Below are 22,428 nucleotides of genomic sequence, written 5' to 3'. Positions count from 1 at the left end.
GGCAAGTCTCTCCTTAAACGTGCGGCATCATTCCACGGTCACGGATTTGGCTAAATTTCTGGGCTGGTCCACATCCGTGCCGCGGAGCACGGCGATGTGATAGGCGAGGAGCTGTAAGGGTACGGTCATGAGGACCGGCGTGAGGTAATGGTTGGAGTTCGGGACCTCGATGACATGATCGGCCTTTTGCCGGACTTCGGGCTCCTTTCCCGTGACCAGGGCGATGACGATCCCGCTTCTTGCCTTGACCTCCTCGATATTCCCGAGGGCCTTTTCAAAGACCTTGTCCCTGGGGAGGAGGCAGACCACCGGCATCTTCTCGTCGATCAGGGCGATGGGCCCGTGCTTCATCTCGCCTGCGGGGTAGCCTTCGGCATGGATGTAGGAGATCTCCTTGAGTTTCAAGGCCCCTTCCAGGGCGATGGGGTAGTGGATCCCACGGCCCAGGTAGAGGAAGTCCGTGCGGTCCGCATAGATTCCGGCCAGGTTCCGGATCGTATCCTCCGCTTCCAGGACCTTTTCCACCTGATGGGGAAGATGGGTCAGATCCTCCATGAGAGACACCGAATCAGCGGCAGAGATTCTGTCCAGGGTTCTCGCGAGATATAGGGAGAAGAGGTAGAGGGCCACAAGCTGTGTGGTAAACGCCTTGGTCGAGGCCACGCCGATCTCCGGGCCTGCGTGGGTGTACAGGACCCATTCCGCCTCCCGGGTGATGGAACTCCCCAGGACATTGCAGATCCCGAGGGTCCTGGCCCCCTTGGCCTTGGCCTCCCGGAGGGCCGCAAGCGTGTCCGCGGTCTCCCCGGACTGGGAGATGCAGACGAGCAGGGTCTTTTCATCCACCAGGGGGTCACGATACCGGAATTCCGAGGCGATGTCCACCTCTACGGGGATCCTCGCCATCTCTTCGACCATGAATTTTCCGACCAGGGCCGCATGGTAGGAGGTGCCGCAGGCGATCATCACAATCTTCCGGATCTTCTTTGCCTCTTCCGGGCTGATATCAAACTGTTCGAAAAAAACCTCTCCCGATTCCCTCCCGATCCTCCCTCGGAAGGTGTCGAGGATGGCCCGGGGCTGTTCGAAGATCTCCTTCTGCATGAAGTGCTTGTAGCCCCCCTTTTCCGCCATGACCGCGCTCCAGGTGATATGCTGGATTTCCTTGTCTACAGGTTTCCCTTCCAGAGTGGTGACGGTCACGCCTTCCCGCGTCAGGACCGCCATCTCGCCGTCATCGAGGAAGATGACCTTCCGGGTGTGGTTCAGGATGGCCGGGATGTCCGAGGCCAGGAAATTCTCCCCGCTTCCCAGTCCGAGGACCAGGGGGCTCGCCATCTTCACGGCGATGATCTTGTCCGGATCATTTTTGTTCATGATGCCGAGCGCAAAGGCCCCCGATACTTTCTTCAGGGCGGACCGGACGGCCTTGACCAGGTCCCCGCCCTGCTCTTTCAGGCTCTTCTCGATCAGATGGGCCATGACCTCGGTGTCGGTTTCCGACGTAAAGGCGACCCCTTCTTCAATCAGGGCCTTCTTGAGCGGGAGATAATTTTCGATGATCCCGTTGTGGACGATGACGGTATCCCCCGAGCGGTGGGGATGGGCGTTCTCCTCCGAGGGTCTCCCGTGGGTGGCCCACCGTGTGTGGCCGATACCGATCCCGCTGTCCGTGGATTCGCCCCGGAGCAGGGATTCCAGGTTGCGGAGCTTCCCCTCTGAGCGCCTGACCTGGATCTCTCCGTTCTTGAGATAGGCGATGCCGGCGGAATCGTAACCCCGGTATTCAAGCCGTTTCAGGCCGTCCACAATCACCGTAATCACATCCTGTTCTCCGATATATCCCATGATACCGCACATAATTAAACTCCACTGAGGAATCTTGGGGTCGAGGATTCAAGGGGTCAAGGGGTCAAGTGAAATACTGAAACATAAGCAAAATCTCCAGAGAAAAACACTGGGACCCTTGAACCCTATGACCCTCGATCCCTTATGTTTTTAGCATTTCACTTGACCCCTTGAATCCTTATTTTTTCTTGTTTCGCAGGCGGTCAAAGAGCTTCTTCGCCCCCTGCTCCACGTTTTTCTGTTCCACTCGGCTTAAGCCCAGGGCGTCTTCGGGCACATCCCGGGTGATGGTGGAGCCGGCCCCGATCATGGAGCGGTCCCCGATCCTGACCGGGGCCACGAACTGGGTATCGCTTCCCACGAAAACCTGATTCCCGATCACGGTCTTGTGCTTGTGGATGCCGTCATAATTGCAGGTGATGGTCCCGGCCCCGATGTTGACTCCCTCTCCCATCTCCGTGTCCCCGATATAGGAGAGGTGATTGACCTTGGATCCGGCCCCGATGACGGAGTTCTTGACCTCGACAAAGTTTCCGATGTGGGCCGCCTCATGGATCTCGGTTCCGGGACGGAGGTGCGAGAAGGGACCGAGGACCGCCCGGTCCCACACCCTGGACCCGGTCAAAAAGCAAAACCCACGGATCTCGACCTGGTTTCCGATCTCGCAGTTGACGATCCGGGTATTGGGCCCGATCACGCATCCGGATCCGATGCGGGTTTTTCCTTCAAGATAGCAGCCGGGGTAGAGGGTGGTGTCAGGGCCGATGGCGACGTTCATCCCGATATAGGTCCGGGAGGGATCGAGCAGGGTGACACCGTCCCTCATATGACGGAGGTTGATCCGTTTTCTCAGGATGGCCTCGGCCTCGGCCATCTGGTCCCTGGAGTTGATCCCCATGACCTCGTCGGGGTCCGGGCATGTCAGGCCCGAAACCTGCTTGTGTTCATACTGGGCGATCTCGATCAAGTCGGTGAGGTAGTATTCGTGCTGAACGTTGCGGTTGGTCAGAGAGGCGATGGAGGTTCGGAGAAACCCGGCGTCAAAGCAGTAGATTCCCGTGTTGATCTCCCGGATGGCTTTTTGCTGCTCCGTGGCGTCCTTTTCCTCAACGATCTTCAGGATGTTCCCCGAGTGGGATCGGACGATACGGCCGTATCCGGCAGGTGAAGGGAGATGGGTGGTGAGAAGCGTCACCGCGGCGCTGGTTTCGTCATGGTGTCTGATCAGGTCATGGAGGGTTTCCGGTCTCAGCATAGGGACGTCGCCGCAGAGGACCAGGACGGCCCCTCGGCTCTCCTGAAGATGAGGCATGGCCTGCTGGACCGCGTGGCCTGTGCCCATCTGCGCCTTCTGAAGGGCGAACTCCACGGGCTTCCCCGCCAAGGCCTTCTGCACCTCTTCGGCCTGATGGCCCACCACCAGGACGGTTTTTTCGGCGCCGATCTTAAGGGACAGGTCCGCAGCAAAAAAAATCATGGGCCTTCCCAGGAGGGGATGTAAAACCTTCACCCGTTCCGACTTCATCCTCGTGCCCAGCCCGGCAGCCAGGATGATGACCGAACAGGGGTTTTTTTCTTGACGGGACTCTTCCACGATTCACCGTTTTGATCCGGGTGGCAAAGCGACTTCACGGTCCGGCGGCGTGATCATGCCTCCGGATATGATCATTTTCAGCCCTTCTTCCACGGTCATATGCAGGTGTATGATATCTTTTTCAGGGAAGAGGAGCAAAAATCCGGAGGTAGGGTTGGGTGTGGTCGGGATGAAGACATTGACTATGATCTCGTTGGTGATGCGCTGGACCTCGCCCCGGGACTCTCCGGTGATGAATCCTAAAGAATAGGTGCCGAGGCGGGGGTACTCCACCATGACCACGCCGCGGAAATTGTCCTTTCCCTGGAGGAATAAGGTGTTGATCAGCTGCTTGATGGAGGTGTAGATGTTCCGGACCAGAGGGATTTTGTTCAGGATCATCTCGCCCAGGTGTCCGAGTTTGCGCCCGATCAGGTTTCTGGCAAAAATCCCGACCAGCAGGATCAGACAAATGAGGAGCATAATCCCCATGCCCGGGATGTAGATCTCGAGATATTGCTGGATCGGATCTCCGATCAGGGCCTCCATGTTCCTGAGAAGGGCATTCAATATCCAGAAGGTCAGGGCCAGAGGGAGTAGGACCAAAAGTCCGGTGATAAAATAGGTTTTGAGCAGGCTTTTAATTTTATTTTTCATTTCAGGCCCTGAACACGATGATTTTTTAGATCAATTATAGGGAGAGCGCCTGATATTTGCAAGGTTTTTCTGACGAACCGCATGCGGGGAAAACCTCACGCATGGTTGAGGAAGGGCTAGCCAAGGCGACCACGGCGAGGCTATTGATGCACCGTGCTTGGCTTTGCTCATATCGACTCCGATCATCAGCAATTCCGGCTGCTGAACGAATTTTTTACGTTTCTTCTGGTCTCTGGCATAATCTTTAAGTCTCATGGGGTGCGCCTCCTTTCTCGGATATGGTTGTACCCTATCTAAGTCTATCGGAGGCGTCCCCCCATGAGAATTAAAATATTGTTCTGATCTCTTATACGAGACGAAAGGAGCGGCGACAGATAGGCCCAGCCTAGCGGCAGCAACCAACTCTCTACTCTACATCGGGAGGCTTTGACCCTCTGCCTGTATTTGAAGCGGCCATCCCTCCGGATTGATAGGTTCTTGCAATGAACCAAGGTCTTAAGAGGATGTGCCCCATATTTGAAGGAATGCATTTTTGAATGGCGTCGAAAATCTTTACATGACTAACTGTTTGAATCTAATTACATTTTTAATCTTAGGGGTAGGAATGGGAATAATTTGTGTCGAAAATCTTTATATGGCTAACTGTTCGAATTTACTGATATTTTTAATACTTAGGGGTGGGGATGGGAATAATACTGTCGAGATTTTTTACACTATAGAAGACAAAGTTCTCTTGCCACTAAGATATATTATGTTTAAAAGCTATATTTATCTTACTAAGAATCAATATGTTACAACAAATGTTCTGGTTAGTATAAGGCTATGGCATAATAATTGCTTGATGAAATTATAGATTAAAAAAGCGTCATGCTCCTTGAAATATATCCATTTGAGTTCATTACATTTTTTTTCGAGCAAACAATAAATGCTTAAACATTGCTGAAATGGAGGGAGACAATGAGAAGACTGGTAATGGTAGTTATTGCGTTGTTTTTTCTATTACTTCCTTATTCGAATTTACACGCCTTTACGGTTGGTTTAACTCCATCATTTCAAACAGTGCCTGTGGGAAATCCTGTGAGTGTAGATCTATATGTCTCAGGTCTTGGTAATGGCACACCCCCGTCTCTTGGTACATTTGATCTGAATATCCTCTTTGATTCAACTATATTGTACTTCAACAACGCAACCTTTGGCGATCCGGGATTGGGAGATCAATTGGATCTTTTTGGCCTCGGTAGCATTACAAGTGTTGATGACTCTGTTCCTGGAGTTCTAAATCTCTTTGAACTATCCCTTGATATGCCGGGGGATCTCGATCTGTTTCAGGCGGACAGCTTCACTTTGGCTACTTTGACCTTTGATACCCTCACCACAGGAACGAGTTCTCTTAGTTTGACCATCAACGCCTTGGGAGATTCAGCCGGGAACGCTCTGAGTGCTAACATCCAAAATGCCAGTGTCGCTCCGGTTCCGGAGCCTTCTACAGCCATACTGCTCGCCATAAGCAGTTTGGCTGGAATGGGATATTTTCGCCAAAGGAAATAATTTCCGGAGGGTAAAGATTACACGCTCTGAGATTATTCATCAGTACAGAATACTTAAGTATACGCTTGCAGGGCGTAGTTTTTGCTTACGCCCCTGTTGTTTCGCGTTCTGCCTTTATTAGCTTAGGCAAATTTTCCAAATTTTTGATTAAGAACCACCCCGCTACGAACTTCTTTTGCATTTCTCGTGGGGACAAATGATAGGAGCGAGAACTGGACAGATCATTTAGGCCGCCAGTCAGTGCACCACAAGTGGAGCGAGGGGCCTTCCGTATAATTTCGCTTCTTGTTGCCAGGAGAGAGTTTTAAGAATAATGGCTACGGTTTTCTTAAAGTTTTACCATGAAGGAGCGGTGAAAAATTATTGGACCCAGGTTTGATCCATGTATCAAGCACTTGGGTCATTGTAAAGAGACGAACTAAGGGTTAACGACTTACAGCACGTTTACCGGACAAGGAGGGGAATCACTATGAAGAGTCTCAAGAATAGATTGGTTGTCTTAAGTTTCTTTTGTTTCTTTCTCTCTCTCACTTCTGGAGCATCTTCTCGGATACTCGAGCTTTCTTCAATGAAGGAACTATCTATTTCAGACTATGTAACTACAGCCACAAACACCAGTGCATCTCAAATTACTCGCACAATCCAATTAATTATCCAGAACAAGACCGGGGAAACACTTACAAACATCCGGGCCTTCATCAGATCTGCCTCTGATAAACTTTCTATTATGGATTCAGAGGTCACAATCAAATCAATGGGTCCCTATGCTACTGAGCAAAGTCTAGATTCTTTCACTGTTTCAGTTCCTATAGAAAACCAAAAGGATTCCTTTGGCTTTATATGGCATGTTGAATTTGTGGACGAACAAGGAAATACGAGACAAAACGAAATAATTCTGAACGAGACGCTGAAATAGACCGGGAAATGTACCGCACAAAAAGGAGGGATTGTAATGAGAAAGAAATCTCATGTTTTGTCTTGTCTATCACTCATAATAATACTTTTATTTCCTTCATCTGTGTTTGCGGCTCATAATGGGTCATCTCCGTTTGATCCCCCCGAAGCATCAGACACCACATTTGTGATTGATACCGCGGCAAAATTGGACACATACCTGTTTCGCAGCGGTGGACCAATTGAATTCGATATAGAAGTCACTCGTTACGTCGGAGAGGTAGACTCAGAAGGATATCTCATTAATTCTGGAGATCTGATTATAGATGGAGTTGTCTCCGGGACGGCGAAATTACGAATGCCTGTCTGGGACGTAGATTATGACCTATCTGGAAGAACGCAACTCATTGCAGACGGTGTGAAGCCGGAAAGAGACCGCATCTATTTTAATGGCTACGATATTTCTCCATTTTACCTGCAAGGCGACGACAATACATGGAAACAGAACGAATTTACGATTCCCATTGATTATGTAAAATTTCCTGCTAGAGTTACAAGCCCGACGGGCACTCCTGTGCCGGCAAAGAATCGGATCACGATTTATATTGATCAAGACAATATTGGGAATTACATTCCAAAATATGGGACTAGTGAATTTTGGGCTGTAGCAGTAGATTGGGCGGAGCTTTCTCTTGATGCAATGCCTCCCCTTGTTTTAATTCATGGAAATAACTCTGATGGAGGTTTCTGGGACAGACGGGGATTCACGCAGGTACTGATGAATCATCATATTCCGTACGATAATAGTATTAACCTTCCAACAGACACAGTAACCAACAACGGTGCGACTCTTGCGAATGAACTAATGGCGACTGCCAGAAGATTCGGTGTCCAGAATATTCAGATCGTAGCCCACAGCAAAGGGGGGCTTGATACTCGCGAATTTCTTGACTCTCATTACCCCTTGTTGGAGCAAAACAAGATGCTAAGCGTTAATAATTTTATAACTTTAAGCACTCCCCATCGAGGCTCCGTAGGTGCCGATTATATTAGAGCGGTAGAGCTAACTAGCAATTTCAGACTGAATAACCCAAATGCACTAACGAAAATGGCCAGCTGGTTAAGCGGAAGTTACACGCAGAATCAATTCAATGCGAATCTCAACCTTACAACAACGTGGACTGCAGGGTTCAATGTAACCAATCATTTGCCCAGCAACATTCAATATTACTCTGTTGGTGCCGATGCTGACATTAATGACAATGGAACACTTGAAAGGAATGAATATCAGGAAATGCTGGATGAAGCCGGACATCCGAATCTCTGGGATAGCATAGCGAACGGACCTATGAACGCTATGTACCAGGCATTAGGAAATTTCTCTTCAGTTACGGTTAGGCCAACGGGTCAAGACAGTGGATGGCCGTTTTACACTCCCATATGGGAGGTCGTTGAAACACCCACATCAATTTTTCAGGAAAACGACATGATGGTCACTATAAACAGTGCAAGCTTTAACTTCAGCTTCATCGGACAGTTCAGCAAAAACCACGCTTCTGTTGCGGATGGTGAAGTGGCGCTCTCTGTTATAAGGTTTTTAAAATATGCTCAATAGAAAAAGAACAGATTTTCTGGTTTTTTCAGGCCCTGTTTTGTTAGTAACGTTGACTTCTTTTATATTGAGAGCACCGTTGACAGCGGGTGCTGAAATTAGAGAGGTTTCAATAGAGAATCTATATAAGAACGGGGTGATCGATACTGAGCAGCTCATGTCTGATGCTTTCTATTATCTAAGAAGCATGAAGGGTTCACCTGACAAACTGTATTTAAAAAGAGGCCGAGAGAATAAGCCCTTTTTGCTTGATATCCAGAACCTGAAAGTCAACGCTGCTTCCGAAGAAGATTGGAACAAGGCTCAGCATGAAACGGCAGTTGAGGCTACATACCATAAGACAGGAGATTTTCTCGAAGATAATGGAGATCTCAAGAATATCTACACCAAGCAGATTATAAAGCCTTTCGGGAAACATATTCTTGAATACTCCATCAGTCCCTCTGGCCAGCACATGTATGTTTATAGTCTTTCAGGTTATTACAAGAGAGGACGAGGGATTGGCTGGATTGCTGGTTCAACCCGCAAAATGGGAATGAATTGTTTTGAGATATTTAACCTCAAGACAAGGGAACGATTGTTTCTGACCAAGAGACTTTCATTTTCGAATGGCTACTGGCCGCAGCTGTTGTTCTGGCTGGAAGATCGGAGACTGATGATATTTTCCAATGAATACGACAAATCTTTAATGACTATCAACTATTAAACGGATTGGAGGGACGCGATGTTAACCAATATGAGAGCATTGGGGAGGATCTTTTATTTGGCAATATTTTTGTCAGTCATCACGATCAATTCAAAAGCCGTTGCGGAGAAAGTTCCATTATCTTCTTACCGTGTGACTCCAATTTTTCTTGATCCGGGAAATCCTGCGGCCGAGATTCCCTTTGAGGTTGACGTCAGCCCATCTCTGTTGGTTGATGTCGCCAGTCCTTCAGACTTATTTTCTGTTACGCTCGTTGCCCCTGATGGACAGACAATTACCCCAAGCAATGTTGGAAACTTTAACGGGGCCTATAATTCATACACACTTCAGACATCCGCACTCTCGTTGGGCAATCCCCTTTTCTTAGGGGGATATCATTACACCTATTCTTTCCAGACTCCGCCTTCCGGGAGCTGGAAAGTCAAAATTAACGGTATTAATCTTCCGGCTGCTGGAGAAGTGGCGTTGGTAAACATTATTGCTCAAAACAGGTTAAAGGTTGGACTGCTCACTAATGAAACTCAATACATTGTGAATGCCCCGGTTCTAATAATGGCAACTGTTTTCGATGGCTCTAGTCCCATAACTGGCGCCTCTGCCCTTGCCACTCTGAAGAACCTCACATCTGGTGGGGAAGACAAGATCATTCTAAGTGATGACGGCAACAGTCCAGATCACATGGCCGGAGATGGCATGTATTCAGGAGGCTATATACCAACAAACCCAGGCGACTATGCAGTTATGGCAGAAGTAAATGGAGTAACCGGGAGCGGCACACCGTTTAGTCGAGACGTCTTTTCTTCTTTCGGTGTGCGGTCTCCTTTGGCCGATTTTAATGGTTCTTTCAATGATCAAGGAATCGATGCGAATGCAAACGGCTTTTATGAATACATTGTTTTGAATTTGGGAATCGATGTGTATACATCTGGGAAATACAAAATCTCGCTCACTTTGGAGGGAAGCAATAACGTTTCAAGAACTGTCAGCTCAATACTGGACTTGACCCAAGGAGCCAATCAATTAATTCCGATCAACTTTTTCAAAGAAGATGTCTATGCAATCGGCGTTGATGGGCCTTATACCGTTACTAAAGCACTGATTCAATTATTGGAAAATAATGAATGGTATCTGGCGGATAAAACAGTGAATCAATGGCAAACCCAGGCTTATTCCTTAAGCAAGTTCGAGCAAATGCAGATAGCGTTAACCGGAAACAATTCGGATGCAGCCTACGATACAGATAACAACGGTAAATTCGATACTCTTGTTGTATCGATTGAAGTCGCCATGCTTGAAGCAGGCACTTATCAATGGAGCGCTCGGTTGGTAGATAAGAACAGCAAAGAGATAGAATTTATCTCTGGAGCAAACTTGATGAGTGTGGGGAATAACAGAATTGCAATGACTTTTGACGGGAAGATGATAGGAATGAATGCTGTTGACGGCCCCTATTATGTGAGAAATCTGTTAATCTGGAGAGGAAATAAGTCGTTGGTTGCAAACACGGTATATACCACACAACCCTATTTATTTCGTGATTTTGAAGGTGCGAGCCAGCCGCCTGTTGCCGACGCTAACGGGCCATACAATAGCACCGTTGGCTTACCTATCACCTTTAATGCCAGTGGCTCCTATGATTCGGATGGTGCGATAGTTTCCTACGAATGGGATTGGGATCATGATGGAACCTATGATGAGAGTACCACATCAGACACAATAACTCACACATGGCACGTGGAGTTCAGTGGAACCGTGGGGTTGCGAGTAACAGACAATGGCGGCTTGTCAGCAATTGCCACGGCATCCGTAACTGTTACGGTGCTTCCAGGAGATCTGGACAAAGACGGCGATGTGGACCGAAATGACCTGAATATAATCCTTGCAGCAAGAAATCAGCCCGCAAATGGGTCTAATGACCCGAGAGATCTTGATGGGGACGGCATGATTACGGCCTTGGATGCCCGTAAGCTGGTCACGATGTGCACCAGGCCAGGGTGTGCTACGAAGTAAAAGATAAGAGAATCCTGATTTCTGATGAGTTTCCAACGTTATTCACCAGGTATAGTAGTCAGTATTTTCCAGTATACGACTCTATTTTACAGAAACATGAGATCTTTGAGGCGGAATAATCACTCCACGATCACGCTCTTGGCCATGTTCCTGGGCTGGTTCACGTCGGTACCGCGCAGCACGGCGATGTGGGGAGCCGACGAGGGTCTATTTTGTTTGCATTTGATGAACTTGAGTGCTTCGAAACATAGTGAAGACGGGACACGGAGGGCGCTCTAACGGGTTGCACCAGTGGACGATAATCTTGGGTATGTTCCGATAGTGACCGTCGGTAGTAAAAAGTTTAAGTCCAAGGAAACTTCCGAGGGTCATCTTCAAATACCAATTACGCTTGTTCTCTCTCCACGCGTTCTTTCTCATGAGCCCCCTCTGGGCAGTTTCCATATTCCACTTGTTCTTCAATCACAACGTCATCGCTCCCCTGCGGGATGCAAAACGAACCCACAGGGCAGGTGCAGCGCGGTGCTCAGCCTATTTCTTTAGCTTCAGAGATTTGACCGCCTTTTCAAAGGCGATGGACTTTTGTCCCTTGGCTTCTTCCTTCGCTCTTCTGAGCTCCTTCAAATCTTCATAATCCTCAAGCATTTCTTGAATCCTCATGTAATCATCCCAAGACAGAACAACAAATTCCTTCTGTCCGTTTATGTATTTCATACCTAAGTCCAGCGTTCGCTTTATGCACACGTCCGCCCACGAAAGGATGAGCAATCCTACCTCAGCAGGGATAAAGTATCAAGAAAAATTATCTGGATTTCCCAGGCAAAGAACCATCAGTCTTGTCGCAGACCCCTTCGATCGAACCATTTCCCTTGAATTTTCCCGGTGTTTTGCTTATACTGCCCGTGAGGGACAGGACATGAAAAGGTCTATGAAAGGGAAGTTGATCACGTTTGAAGGGGTCGAGGGGTGCGGCAAGACCACTCAGATGAATCTGATCTGTCATGAGCTGGACTCCCGGGGAAAGGCATACATCCGGACCCGTGAGCCCGGAGGGACCCGGATCGGCGAGCAGATCCGGAAGATCCTCATGGACCCGCAAAATACCGATCTTTCGGATATGGCGGAACTTCTCCTGTATATTGCGGACCGGGCCCAGCACGTTGCCCGCCGGATCCTTCCCGCCCTGAATCAAGGCCTTCTCGTTGTCTGCGACCGGTTTATGGATGCAACGGTTGCCTATCAGGGGGATGGCAGGGGGCTCAATCGGTCCCATATTCTAAGACTGAATCAGATTGCGACGGATGGGCTCAAGCCGGATCTGACCCTCCTGATCGATATCCCTGTCGAGATCGGTCTTGAAAGGGCAAGGAAGAGAAACAAGGACCAGGGCATCGGTCATTCAGAGGGGCGGTTCGAAGAAGAGGCTGTTGATTTTCACAACCGTGTCCGGACGGGCTATCTGCATCTGGCCGAACTGGAGCCGGAGCGCTTCAAGGTGATTGACGGGCGCCTGAGTCCGGAGGCATCCCACCGGCAGATCCTTTCCCTGATGGAGCCGCTTCTGTAAGAGAGAATCATCTTTTATGTTTTGATTTGCCATTTTGATTTTTTATCTTTGATCTTTAATTTTCAATTTATTCGTGTCTTAGCGGCCGATCTGTTTTGAATAGATGGGTTGAAGGAGCAGGAGATGCCGTTTTCAGATATCATCGGTCAGGAAGGCGCGGTGGAGATTTTAGGACGAGAGCTGTCGAATGGCCGGATCTCACATGCCTATCTCTTCAGCGGCATGGGATGCATCGGCAAGAAACAGACGGCCCTTGCCTTCGCCATGGCGGTTGAATGCGGCCGGGTCCGCGGCGACTCCTGCGGTGAATGTCTTTCCTGCCGGAAGATCAGTCACGGAGTACACCCGGATGTCCGGCTCTATGTTCCTGAGGCCAGGACCAAGGGGGCTACAGAGAAAATTTATATTGATCAGATCCGTGACCTCCAGGCCGGGATCTCCCTGCGCCCCATGGAAGGGGAGAAGAAGGTCTTTATGATAGATGATGCGGACCGGATGGTGGACCAGGCGGCCAATGCCCTCCTGAAAACCCTGGAAGAGCCTCCTCCGGACTCGTTCCTGATCCTGATCACCTCATTTCCGGACCTTCTTCCCTCCACGGTTCTATCCCGATGCAGAACGGTTCGCTTCAAACCCTTGTCCACCGATTCCGTGGAGGAGATCCTGATCCGGAAGATGGGCCTGTCCAAAGACAAGGCCAAGGTCATGGCAAGGGTTTCGCAGGGGAGCCTGGGGAGGGTATTGAACGTCGCAGAGAAGGACCTTCTTTCTCAAAGAGACCGTTTCATGGAGAGGATTCAAAAGTGGGACCTTGGGAACATAGGGTCTATCTTTGAGGTTTCCGAGAGTTTTTCAAAGAACACCGATGATTCCATCGAATTTTTGGAGTTCCTTGCATCGTGGAACCGGGATCTTATTTCCATAAAATTGAGAGGGGAAAAAGGGATGCTGACCCATGCGGATAAGATAACGGAGCTGCTCGAGGAATCCCGGCACAAGGATATAGCTGCACTCCTGAATCATGCGGACATTCTGGAGGAGGCCATCCGGAGGCTCCGAATGAATGTCAACCAGAGGTTCGCCCTGGAAGCGGCCCTGATCGGGATGGGCAAAGAGACCGCGGGCTGAGTGGTCCTGTTCGTAAATACGATGTTCCTTCAGTATAAAGGAACATCGAACAAATCTGATAAGGAATAAAGACATGGAAGAGAACCAGCCGCAGGCAGGGCCTTCTCAGGAGTATATGGCGAAATTTATCGGGATCAGGTTCAGAAGCGGAGGCAAGCTTTATAACTTTGATCCGGGAGATCTGGATCTCCGGGTTGGGGATCTGGTGATTGTCGAGACCGCAAGCGGGCTGGTCTGCGGCATGGTCGCCGGAAGCCGCCAGCAGGTGAGCCTGGATTATCTCAAGGAGCCGTTGAAAAAGGTGCTTCGGTCGGTGACCCAAGAGGATCTTGAAACCTTGCGAAAAAACCGCGTCCTGGAACAGGAAATCAAAAAATTCTGTTACGAGAGGATTGAGTCCCGAGGCATGCAGATGAAGCTGGTGGACGTGGAATACCTTTTTGACCGGTCCAAGGTGATCTTCTACTTTACCGCGGACGGCCGGGTGGACTTCAGGGATCTGGTCAAGGACCTTGCATCCCGAGTCCGTACACGAATTGAAATGCGCCAGATCGGGGTGCGCGATGAAGCCAAGATGATCGGAGGGTTGGGGACCTGCGGCAGGGAGTTCTGCTGCAAGACCTTTGTGAGGGAGTTCGATCCTGTTTCCATCAAGATGGCCAAACAGCAGAATCTGACCCTGAACCCGGCCAAGATCTCCGGCGCCTGCGGACGTCTGATGTGCTGTCTGAGTTATGAAAACGCGGGCTATTGCCGTTTCAGAAAAGGTCTTCCCAAGATCGGGAAGACCATCATGATCCGAGAGGGGCCGGGCAGGGTTTATTCCCACAATTTACAGAAGGATTCGATTACGGTTCAGGTGAAGGATGGAAAGCAGATTGAAATTTTTGAGCCGGACCTGACCCGGCTGAGGCAGGGGCTCCCGCTTGAGGAGAAGCCTGCGCCGGAACCATCGGATCAGGCCTTGCCGCAGGATGCGGCGGATGCAAAGGGGATGCGGAGAGAACCTCTCTTTTCCCCCAGGCAGAAAGAGCGTCCTCTCGCCGCGCCGCCCTCGCCGCCCAGAGAGCAGGAGAGACAGGAAGTCCGGAAAGAAGGGCTTTTGAGCAAGATCAAAAAGATCGCCGGTGTGGCCCAGGGCCCGCAGGGAACCGAGAGAAGACGGAGGCGCAGGCGCAGGCGCCATGGGAATTCCAGGGGTAAAACCCCAGGTTCATCACCCAACGGCTCCGAAAACAAATAAGATAAAACCGTTGATCCATGGATGAGGAGTCATCGGCCATGACCAAGAGTTTTTACATTACCACGCCGATCTATTATGTCAATGATGTTCCCCATATCGGGCATGCGTATACCACGGTGGCGGCTGATGCAGAAGCCCGGTACCGGAGGATGATGGGAGACCGGGTCTTTTTTCTTACAGGGACCGATGAGCACGGCCAGAAGGTGGAGAAGACCGCCGCGGCGCAAGGGATGACACCTTCCGAGCTGGCCGACCGGGTGGTGGGCCGGTTCCAGAATCTCTGGAAGAAGCTCCACATCTCCAATCAGGATTTCATCCGAACCACCGAGTCCCGCCATCAGAAGGCCGTGCAGACGCTTTGGACCACGGTCGCGGACAAAGGGGATATCTACCTGGGAGAATATGAAGACTGGTACTGTACCCCATGCGAGACCTTCCTGACCGAAATGCAGCTCATGAACGGGAAGTGCCCGGACTGCGGCAGGGCCCCGGAACGGCTCAAGGAGGAGAGCTATTTCTTCCGGATGTCCCGCTACGGGGATAGGCTCTTGAAACATATTGAAGAGCATCCTGATTTCATCCAGCCGGCAAGCCGCAGAAACGAAATTGTTCAGTTTGTCCGGGGCGGGCTCCGGGACCTCAGCATCAGCCGGACGACGTTTTCCTGGGGCATTCCGGTCCCCGGAAATCCCCGGCATGTGGTCTATGTCTGGTTCGATGCTTTGACCAATTATCTTTCCGCCCTGGGGTACCCGGAGGATTCGGAACGTTTCCGGTCCTTCTGGCCGGCGGATATCCATATCATCGGCAAGGACATCCTGAGGTTTCACGCGGTCTATTGGCCCGCCTTTCTCATGGCCGCAGACCTTCCCCTTCCGAAAAGGGTTTTCAGCCACGGATGGTGGACCATGGACGGGGAAAAGATGTCCAAGTCCAAAGGGAATGTCGTGGATCCTTCGGTCATGACGGACCGGTATGGATCTGATCCCTTCCGGTATTTTCTTCTCCGTGAGGTCCCCTTCGGCCAGGATGGGGATTTTTCCGAGAGCGCCCTGGTGGTCCGCTTCAACAGCGATCTGGCCAATGATCTCGGAAACCTCTTCAGCCGCGTGACCGCCATGCTTGCCAAATACTGCGGCGGGATCACCCCTGCGCCGACCGGCGGCGGCGAACTTAAAGTCAAGGCCGAGGCCGTGATTCAGGATGTGGACCGTTACATGGAAGACCTGGCGTTCAGCCGGGTCCTGCAGGAGATCTGGGGGCTGATCAATGCCGCCAATCGCTTCGTGGACCGGAAGGCCCCGTGGACCCTGGCCAAGGAGCCCTCTCAGGCAGGGATGCTTCAGGATGTCATGTACGATCTTGTGGAGACGCTCCGGATCGTCACCCTGCTGATCTCACCCTTTATGCCTGAGACCGGGGAAAAGGCCGCATCCATTCTGGGCCTTGCTCAAGGGTGGCGCCGGCGGGAGTTTCTGGTTTGGGGCAAGACCCCAAAAGGGCGCCGGATCGGAATTTCTGAACCGCTCTTCCCAAGGATGGAACAGAAGTCTCAGGTTAAAAAACCGGAAAGGGCCTCGGTGGAAAAGAAAGAATCTTCGCACAAGGCTGAGGCGGAACAGAAAGCCGGAGAGGAGATCACGATCCAGGACTTTGCCCGCCTTGACCTCCGCGCCGGGGTGATCCGTCAGGCTGAGGCGGTTCCGAAGTCAGACCGCCTGATCAGGCTTCAGGTGGATATCGGAGAGGCTGAGCCCCGGCAGGTGGTCGCCGGAATTGCCCAATCCTACGCCCCTTCTGTTCTCTTGGGCAAAAAGGTGGTTGTGCTGGCCAACCTGAAACCGACCCGGCTCATGGGGGTCGAATCCTGCGGCATGGTCCTGGCGGTTGAAGGGGGAAAGGGACTGGTCCTTTTAGGTTTTGACGGCGAAGTGGATCCGGGGAAGAGGATCAGGTAATGCTGATTGATTCTCATGCACATCTGACCATGCCGCAATTTGACGAAGACCGGGAAGAGGTGCTCCATCGGGCCCGGGAGGCCGGAGTCGGTTATATCCTGACCGTGGGCGCCGTGGAGGAAGGACCTTCGGTCATTGAGTTCGTAAGACGGCACGAAGACTACGGCATCTCTGCTGCCATCGGCGTTCATCCCCATGAGGCCTCTTCTTTTTCCGATGAATCTGCCAGGGCATTGCAGGAGTTGAGCCATGATCCCAAGGTGGCGGCCATCGGGGAGATCGGCCTGGATTATCACTACCAGCATTCACCGGTCCCAGTACAGCAGGAGGCCTTCCGCCGGCAGATTCGGATTGCCCGGGAGGCGGGCCTCCCGATCATGGTCCACGGGAGGGAGGCGGATGAGGATATCCTCAAGATTCTGAGGGAGGAAAAAGCGGATGAAGTCAGAGGGGTGATTCACTGCTTTTCCGGAGGCATCGAGACGGCCCGAACGGCCATCTCCCTGGGATTCTTTATCTCCTTTTCCGGCTCTCTGACCTTCAGAAACGCCGCATCCCTGCGCGAGACGGCAAGGGCCGTCCCCATCGAGAGAATCCTGATTGAGACTGATTCCCCCTACCTCGCGCCCCAGCAGGTCCGCGGAAAGCGCAATGAGCCGTCCTATGTCAGGTTCGTGGCCGAGACCCTTGCCGAGGTCAAGGGTTTGAGCTTCGAGGATATCAGCCGGATTACGAGTCACAACGCCATGCAGATCTTGTCCCTGGGTTCCATGGAAACTCCCGGAAAGATCGCCTATCAGATCCGGGAGTCCCTGTATCTCAACGTGACCAACCGGTGCACCAACACCTGCGGGTTCTGTGTCCGGTTCTACAGCGACTTTGTCAAGGGGCACAATCTTAGGATGGCTACGGAGCCGTCTGCTCCCGAGGTCATCCGGGCGATCGGCGATCCGAAAAGATACCGGGAGGTCGTCTTTTGCGGATATGGGGAGCCGCTCCTGAGGCTCGACCTGGTCAAGGAGGTGGCTCTTTGGATCAAGGAGCATGGCGGACGGGTGCGCATCAACACCAACGGCCAGGGAAATCTGATTCACAAACGAAACATCCTTCCTGAACTCAATGGTCTGGTGGACGTCTATTCCGTAAGCCTGAATGCGGAAAATGAGGAAAAGTATCTTGCGATCTGCAAACCGGTTTTCGGACCGGGCGCCTACAGGGCGGTCAAAGCGTTTATTCTGGAGGCCGGAAAGGGGGCGGAGGTCAACGTAACCGTTGTTGCTCTTCCCGATGTGGATATCCCGGCATGCCGGAAAATCGCTCTTGAAGAGTTGAAGGCCGGCTTCCGTGTGCGTTATTATGATGAAGTGGGATAATATAGAGGATCATCTCCAAAATAGTGAGTGAAAACATAAGGGTTTCAGGGGTCAAGTGAAATGCTAAAAACATAAGGGGCCGAGGGTCATAGGGTTCAAGGGTTCCAGTGTTTTTCTCTGGAGATTTTGCTTGCGTTTCAGTATTTCACTTGACCCCTTGACCCCTTGAATCCTCGACCCCAAGATACCTCAGTGTAGTATCCGTCGCAGACGGTCCCGGCCCGGCAAGAATAGATTCAAGGAGATGCCGGGATCTAACGACAAAAATAGAGAAAAGCGGTGCACGTGAAGCGTAACCCTTTTTACTCACTAAATGGGAGAAAAACCATAAAGGGGAAAGGTTCAAAGCGTTCAAGGCGTTTGAATGGGTGGTATCCCTGATGAAAAAGAAAAAGCACAATGAAGAGTGGAGCATCTACGATTTGGATCTTCTTTCTTTCGAGAGGATCCTGAAAAAAGCATCCTTAGGCCTGGGGCAGACCCTGTTTCTTCTCGACACCGAAGGGAATTTTCTTACGTCCCCTCCCCCGGACCGTCCTCCATTCTGCAAGTATGTCCTGGACCACAAGGAAGGGAGTTTCCGGTGCAGGGAAAGCCTGTACAAGGGGCACAAGCGCGTGATGGAGGAAGGGAAGTCCTCCATCTTCTCCTGCCATGCCGGGATGGTCAAGGTCACGGCCCCGGTCTGGGTTGAAAGCCGGATTGTGGCGGTGCTCAACGGCTGTACGAGCCAGCTTCTCGATGATGGAAGTCCGTTTCCTCAGAAAAAGTTCCGCCAGGCCATTTTAGATCTGGCGATCCCTCAGAAAATCATAGAAGGGATTCATACGGTTTCCAAAGAAGAGGTCAGCAAGACCATGGAGCTTCTGGTGGCCATGGCGAAGCTGATTGCGGAGACCTCGGCGGAGAACCTCCGGACTCTTCAGCAGATTGATGAGGCAACCAGGCACATCAAGAGGCAGAATGAAAAGCTGATCACACTTTATGACCTGAATCAAATTCTGCAAAGCCCCCTTTCTCTGGATGAAAAGCTCTTTGTCATCCTGACCTCTCTCACGGCGCCGCAGGGATTCGGGTTCAGCCGGGCCATGCTCCTACTTTTAAACGAGAACATGACTCATCTGGAAGGGAAAATGGGAGTGGGGCCTTCTACGCAGGAAGAGGCCCTGATGACGAAGAAGAAGCGGCCGGCAAAAGACGAAAGGAGCCTCTTTGAGAAGATCCGAAAACAGGGGATCCCGATCGAGACAGGAAACTCCCCGTTCGATGAACTCACCCGGTCTTTTTCCTTTCCGACCCGGGAAAAGAAAAAATTTCCGGTAGCCGCCCTCTTTGAGAAAGGGCCGGTTGTGGTCGCGAACCGGGGGGAGCAGAAGAACCGGGTCCATCCGGATTTGAGAAAGACCATGGGAAATACAACGAGTTTCGTCGCCATCCCCCTAATTGAGAATGAAACCCTCATCGGCGTGATCATCGCCGATAACCGCTTTTCCAGAAAGAAAATAGAAAAAGACACCCTGCAGATGCTGAGTATCTTTTCGCATCAGGCCGCAACGGCCATCTCCAATTCCAAGCTCTACTCCGTTCTGCAGGAGAAGATTTTCCAACTGGTGGATTCCAACCGCCAGCTCCACAAGGCTCACACCAGGCTGATGCAGATGGAGAGGTTCTCCGTCATGGGAACCGTGGCTGCCGGCGTGGCCCATGAAATCAAGAATCCCTTGAACGCCATCGTGATCTACCTTGAGCTCTTAAAAAAAGAGCTGGAAAAAGAGACCCCCGAGAAAGAAAAGATTGCCGAGAAACTGAATGTGGTGGGACAGGAAATCGAACGTCTCTCGGACATGACCACGGAATTTCTTTCATACAGCAATGTCCCCCATCTGGTCACCACCCCGATCGACATCCGGATCCTGCTCAATCAGGTCCTCCGGTTTATCCGTTATCAGGCCAAAGAAAAGAACGTCATCATCCGGAAGGAGTTTTCCAAATCCATTCCCGATATTCCGGTCAGCCATAAGCAGATGAAGCAGGTTTTTCTCAACATCATTTTGAATGCCATCCAGGCTATGCCCAAAGGAGGCGAGCTTGAGATTTCCGCAAAAACGGCGCGAAAGAGAAAGGGGTTTATAGAGATCATTTTTTCCGATACAGGCGTGGGCATCGGCAAAGAGGCGATGGTTCATATTTTCGAGCCCTTTTACACCACGCGTAGGGGAGGGACCGGTCTGGGGCTCTCCTTTGTGGACAAGGTCATCAAAGAACACGGGGGGGAGGTCGGAATCGAAAGCGCCAAGGGGAAAGGCGCCCGGGTCAACCTTTTCCTGCCGATCCGGAATCCGGAGGTGGAACCGGCTGACCGGAAGGGCGGGAAAGCTCAGAGAAGATACCGTCATGAGATTTAACTTGAACTTCTAAAGGGTTCCAAGATATAATAAAAATGATTTTTTAAGTATTTTCAGGGGGTTTGATCTTGTCTCCGGTTTAGTGGCCCTATTCGTAAATACGGTGGCATTCGAGCCTGCCTGTGCCATGGCAGACAGGTGCCGTTACCGGTAAACCGAGTACAAGAGGGCGGTCTCATCGGCGTTCCGCTCCTTGCGGTGTACCGGAGGGGTACGCGCTGAGTCGCGCGCGGATAGCCCGTCCTACGACCCTTTCGGTACGTCACCATATTTACGAACAGGACCACTTAGGATCAGCGCACGGGATCTCAAGTTCCGATGATCGGGCTGACGGCAGCTCTACTGCAAAACATAAGGCATAGGATATGATCGAGCATCATAATATGGATTTCATGGAATATTATTCGCTCTTTCTCAGAAACAAGAGGTTCTTTTTTGCCCCGTTCATTTTGGTGTTCTCTCTCGTTTCATTGAGCAGTCTTTTTTTCCCGAAGATCTATGAGTCGAGCACGGTCATCAAGGTTCAAAAACCGCAGCCCAATCCTATTGAAACCCGGAGAGTGGTCAACGAAGACCTTCAGGGGCAGCTCAAGACCCTGCAGGAGATGGCCCTCAGCCGGCCCCATCTGATCGAGACCATCCGGAAACTGAATCTGGACAAGGGGATGGAGGGCAATCTGGAGATGGAAAAACTGATCCAATCCATCCGGGATGGCGTTTCCATCATGAAGAAGGGAGCGGAACTTTTTACCGTCTCGTTTCAGGACTCCGATCCCGAGAGGGCCATGAAAATCACCAATACCATTGTTAACCTTTTCATTGATGAAAGCCTTTCTCTCAAGAGGGAGGAGGCCTTTTCGTCTGTGGATTTCATCCGGAAACAATTGGATATATACAAAGCGAAACTGGAAGAAAGCGAGGATGCGCTCCGGAAGTTTAAACAGGAGCATATCGGGGAGATGCCTGGTCAGCAGAATACCAATCTCGTTCAATTGGACCGGCTCAGGGATACCCTGGCCGAGACCAATATGGCCATTCAGGAGGCCATGGGGAGAAAAGGCTTTATTGAGAAACAGATGTCAAGCGAAAGTCCGATGGTGGTCTCGATGTCAACCGGGGAGGCCTCATCCACCGGAGACAAGATCAAGATCCTGGAATTTCAGTTGAGCCAGTTTCTGGCCAATTACACGGAGAAACACCCGGACGTCGTCCGGATCAAGACGGAACTCGATCATCTCAGGAAGGAAGCCGATGCCAAACAGAGCAAAGGTTCTGATCCAGCGCCGCCGAAGTCCGGGGATTTAACGACCCTCAATCCCCTGCACCAGAAATTAAAGGAAGACTACAACAACATCAGTATTACGATCGGCACGCTTGAAGCCAAGAAAGGGGCTTTGGAAAAAAAGATCGCAGAGTACGGGCAGAAAGTCGTCAGTATCCCCAGCCAGGAGCAGCAACTGGCGGCCTTGCAGCGGGACTACAATGTCAACGAGAATATTTATGACATGCTGCTGAGACGGTATGAAGAGGCGAGGATATCGAAGTATCTTGAGTTCAGCAGCGGGGGAACGCGCTTTCAGGTGATCGATCCGGCCATTGTTCCTCTCAAGCCGATCAAACCGAATTATCTTCACTTTCTTGCCGCGGGTCTTGCTTCAGGTTGTGCCGCAGGGATCGGTTTGATTTTTTTAAAAGACTATTTTGACACGTCCACAAGAGGCGTGCGAGAGGCCGAAGAGATCTACAAGGTTCCGGTGCTGTCTGCGATTCCGGTGATCACGGCTGAAAGGGAGATAGAGATCAGAAAAATGAATCGTAAGCGATGGATCTTCGGGTCCGTTCTTTTTTTTATCTTATTGATCGGGGCGGCGGTCGTTGCTGTTTTTCTGAGGTGAAGAGCAGTAGG

At 51.1% G+C, this 22,428-nt stretch carries 19 protein-coding genes; 13 read left to right on the top strand and 6 right to left on the bottom strand.

From position 1 onward, the window contains the following. Positions 1 to 27: 27 nt before the first annotated feature. From AUK29_06620 to AUK29_06605, 4 genes are all read right to left on the bottom strand, one after another. Positions 28 to 1,860: a glutamine--fructose-6-phosphate aminotransferase gene (locus AUK29_06620; protein ID OIP63489.1), complete on the bottom strand. Its 1,833-nt coding sequence runs from the start codon at positions 1,858 to 1,860 to the stop codon at positions 28 to 30. Between the two features lie 166 nt (positions 1,861 to 2,026). Beyond that, entirely contained in the window at positions 2,027 to 3,373 is a 1,347-nt protein-coding gene (locus AUK29_06615; protein OIP63500.1) for a UDP-N-acetylglucosamine diphosphorylase/glucosamine-1-phosphate N-acetyltransferase, read from the bottom strand. 72 nt (positions 3,374 to 3,445) lie between these two features. Beyond that, the gene (locus AUK29_06610; protein ID OIP63488.1) at positions 3,446 to 4,078 is read right to left on the bottom strand and encodes a hypothetical protein; all 633 of its coding nucleotides are present in this window, start codon (positions 4,076 to 4,078) and stop codon (positions 3,446 to 3,448) included. 30 nt (positions 4,079 to 4,108) lie between these two features. Continuing rightward, a complete protein-coding gene (locus tag AUK29_06605) occupies positions 4,109 to 4,333 on the bottom strand; it encodes a hypothetical protein (protein OIP63487.1) in 225 nt (74 codons plus the stop codon). A gap of 277 nt (positions 4,334 to 4,610) precedes the next feature. Between AUK29_06605 and AUK29_06600 the strand changes: the two genes are divergently transcribed. The 6 genes from AUK29_06600 to AUK29_06575 all read left to right on the top strand — a co-directional run bounded on the left by AUK29_06600 (position 4,611) and on the right by AUK29_06575 (position 10,848). Then, positions 4,611 to 4,931: a hypothetical protein gene (locus AUK29_06600; protein OIP63486.1), complete on the top strand. Its 321-nt coding sequence runs from the start codon at positions 4,611 to 4,613 to the stop codon at positions 4,929 to 4,931. Between the two features lie 104 nt (positions 4,932 to 5,035). Beyond that, entirely contained in the window at positions 5,036 to 5,626 is a 591-nt protein-coding gene (locus AUK29_06595) for a hypothetical protein (protein OIP63485.1), read from the top strand. A gap of 469 nt (positions 5,627 to 6,095) precedes the next feature. After that, positions 6,096 to 6,542, top strand: a complete 447-nt coding sequence (locus tag AUK29_06590) for a hypothetical protein (GenBank protein ID OIP63484.1) — start codon at positions 6,096 to 6,098, stop codon at positions 6,540 to 6,542. A 36-nt stretch (positions 6,543 to 6,578) separates the two neighbouring features. After that, entirely contained in the window at positions 6,579 to 8,135 is a 1,557-nt protein-coding gene (locus AUK29_06585) for a hypothetical protein (GenBank protein ID OIP63483.1), read from the top strand. Between the two features lie 76 nt (positions 8,136 to 8,211). Continuing rightward, complete coding sequence (locus AUK29_06580) at positions 8,212 to 8,838, top strand: hypothetical protein (protein ID OIP63482.1); 627 nt, start codon at positions 8,212 to 8,214, stop codon at positions 8,836 to 8,838. 18 nt (positions 8,839 to 8,856) lie between these two features. Beyond that, positions 8,857 to 10,848 carry a hypothetical protein gene (locus AUK29_06575; protein OIP63481.1) on the top strand — a complete coding sequence of 664 codons (1,992 nt, stop codon included), beginning with the start codon at positions 8,857 to 8,859 and terminating at the stop codon, positions 10,846 to 10,848. Between the two features lie 207 nt (positions 10,849 to 11,055). Here the strand turns inward: AUK29_06575 and AUK29_06570 are convergent, their stop codons facing one another. Both AUK29_06570 and AUK29_06565 read right to left on the bottom strand, forming a co-directional pair. Continuing rightward, the gene (locus tag AUK29_06570; protein OIP63480.1) at positions 11,056 to 11,310 is read right to left on the bottom strand and encodes a hypothetical protein; all 255 of its coding nucleotides are present in this window, start codon (positions 11,308 to 11,310) and stop codon (positions 11,056 to 11,058) included. Positions 11,311 to 11,379: 69 nt separating this feature from the next. After that, positions 11,380 to 11,562 (bottom strand): hypothetical protein, encoded by a 183-nt coding sequence (locus tag AUK29_06565; GenBank protein ID OIP63479.1) that lies wholly within the window; start codon positions 11,560 to 11,562, stop codon positions 11,380 to 11,382. Positions 11,563 to 11,776: 214 nt separating this feature from the next. Here AUK29_06565 and AUK29_06560 point away from each other — a divergent pair, with 214 nt between their 5' ends. From AUK29_06560 to AUK29_06530, 7 genes are all read left to right on the top strand, one after another. Further along, complete coding sequence (locus AUK29_06560) at positions 11,777 to 12,415, top strand: dTMP kinase (GenBank protein ID OIP63478.1); 639 nt, start codon at positions 11,777 to 11,779, stop codon at positions 12,413 to 12,415. Positions 12,416 to 12,538: 123 nt separating this feature from the next. Further along, positions 12,539 to 13,543, top strand: a complete 1,005-nt coding sequence (locus tag AUK29_06555; protein ID OIP63477.1) for a DNA polymerase III subunit delta' — start codon at positions 12,539 to 12,541, stop codon at positions 13,541 to 13,543. A gap of 115 nt (positions 13,544 to 13,658) precedes the next feature. Next, a complete protein-coding gene (locus AUK29_06550; GenBank protein ID OIP63499.1) occupies positions 13,659 to 14,786 on the top strand; it encodes a hypothetical protein in 1,128 nt (375 codons plus the stop codon). Positions 14,787 to 14,824: 38 nt separating this feature from the next. Then, positions 14,825 to 16,744 (top strand): methionine--tRNA ligase, encoded by a 1,920-nt coding sequence (locus AUK29_06545; protein ID OIP63476.1) that lies wholly within the window; start codon positions 14,825 to 14,827, stop codon positions 16,742 to 16,744. Continuing rightward, the gene (locus tag AUK29_06540; protein ID OIP63475.1) at positions 16,744 to 18,117 is read left to right on the top strand and encodes a radical SAM protein; all 1,374 of its coding nucleotides are present in this window, start codon (positions 16,744 to 16,746) and stop codon (positions 18,115 to 18,117) included. Before AUK29_06545 ends, AUK29_06540 begins: the two co-directional genes overlap by 1 nt. Before the next feature lie 368 nt (positions 18,118 to 18,485). Continuing rightward, positions 18,486 to 20,522 carry a hypothetical protein gene (locus AUK29_06535; protein ID OIP63474.1) on the top strand — a complete coding sequence of 679 codons (2,037 nt, stop codon included), beginning with the start codon at positions 18,486 to 18,488 and terminating at the stop codon, positions 20,520 to 20,522. 365 nt (positions 20,523 to 20,887) lie between these two features. After that, on the top strand, positions 20,888 to 22,417 hold the full coding sequence (locus AUK29_06530; GenBank protein ID OIP63473.1) for a hypothetical protein: 1,530 nt from the start codon (positions 20,888 to 20,890) through the stop codon (positions 22,415 to 22,417). Positions 22,418 to 22,428: the final 11 nt, after the last annotated feature.

The sequence above is a fragment of the Nitrospirae bacterium CG2_30_53_67 genome, from assembly GCA_001873285.1.
In the GTDB taxonomy this organism is placed as follows: Bacteria; CG2-30-53-67; CG2-30-53-67; order CG2-30-53-67; family CG2-30-53-67; genus CG2-30-53-67.
This window is presented reverse-complemented; position numbering and strand designations above follow the sequence as displayed.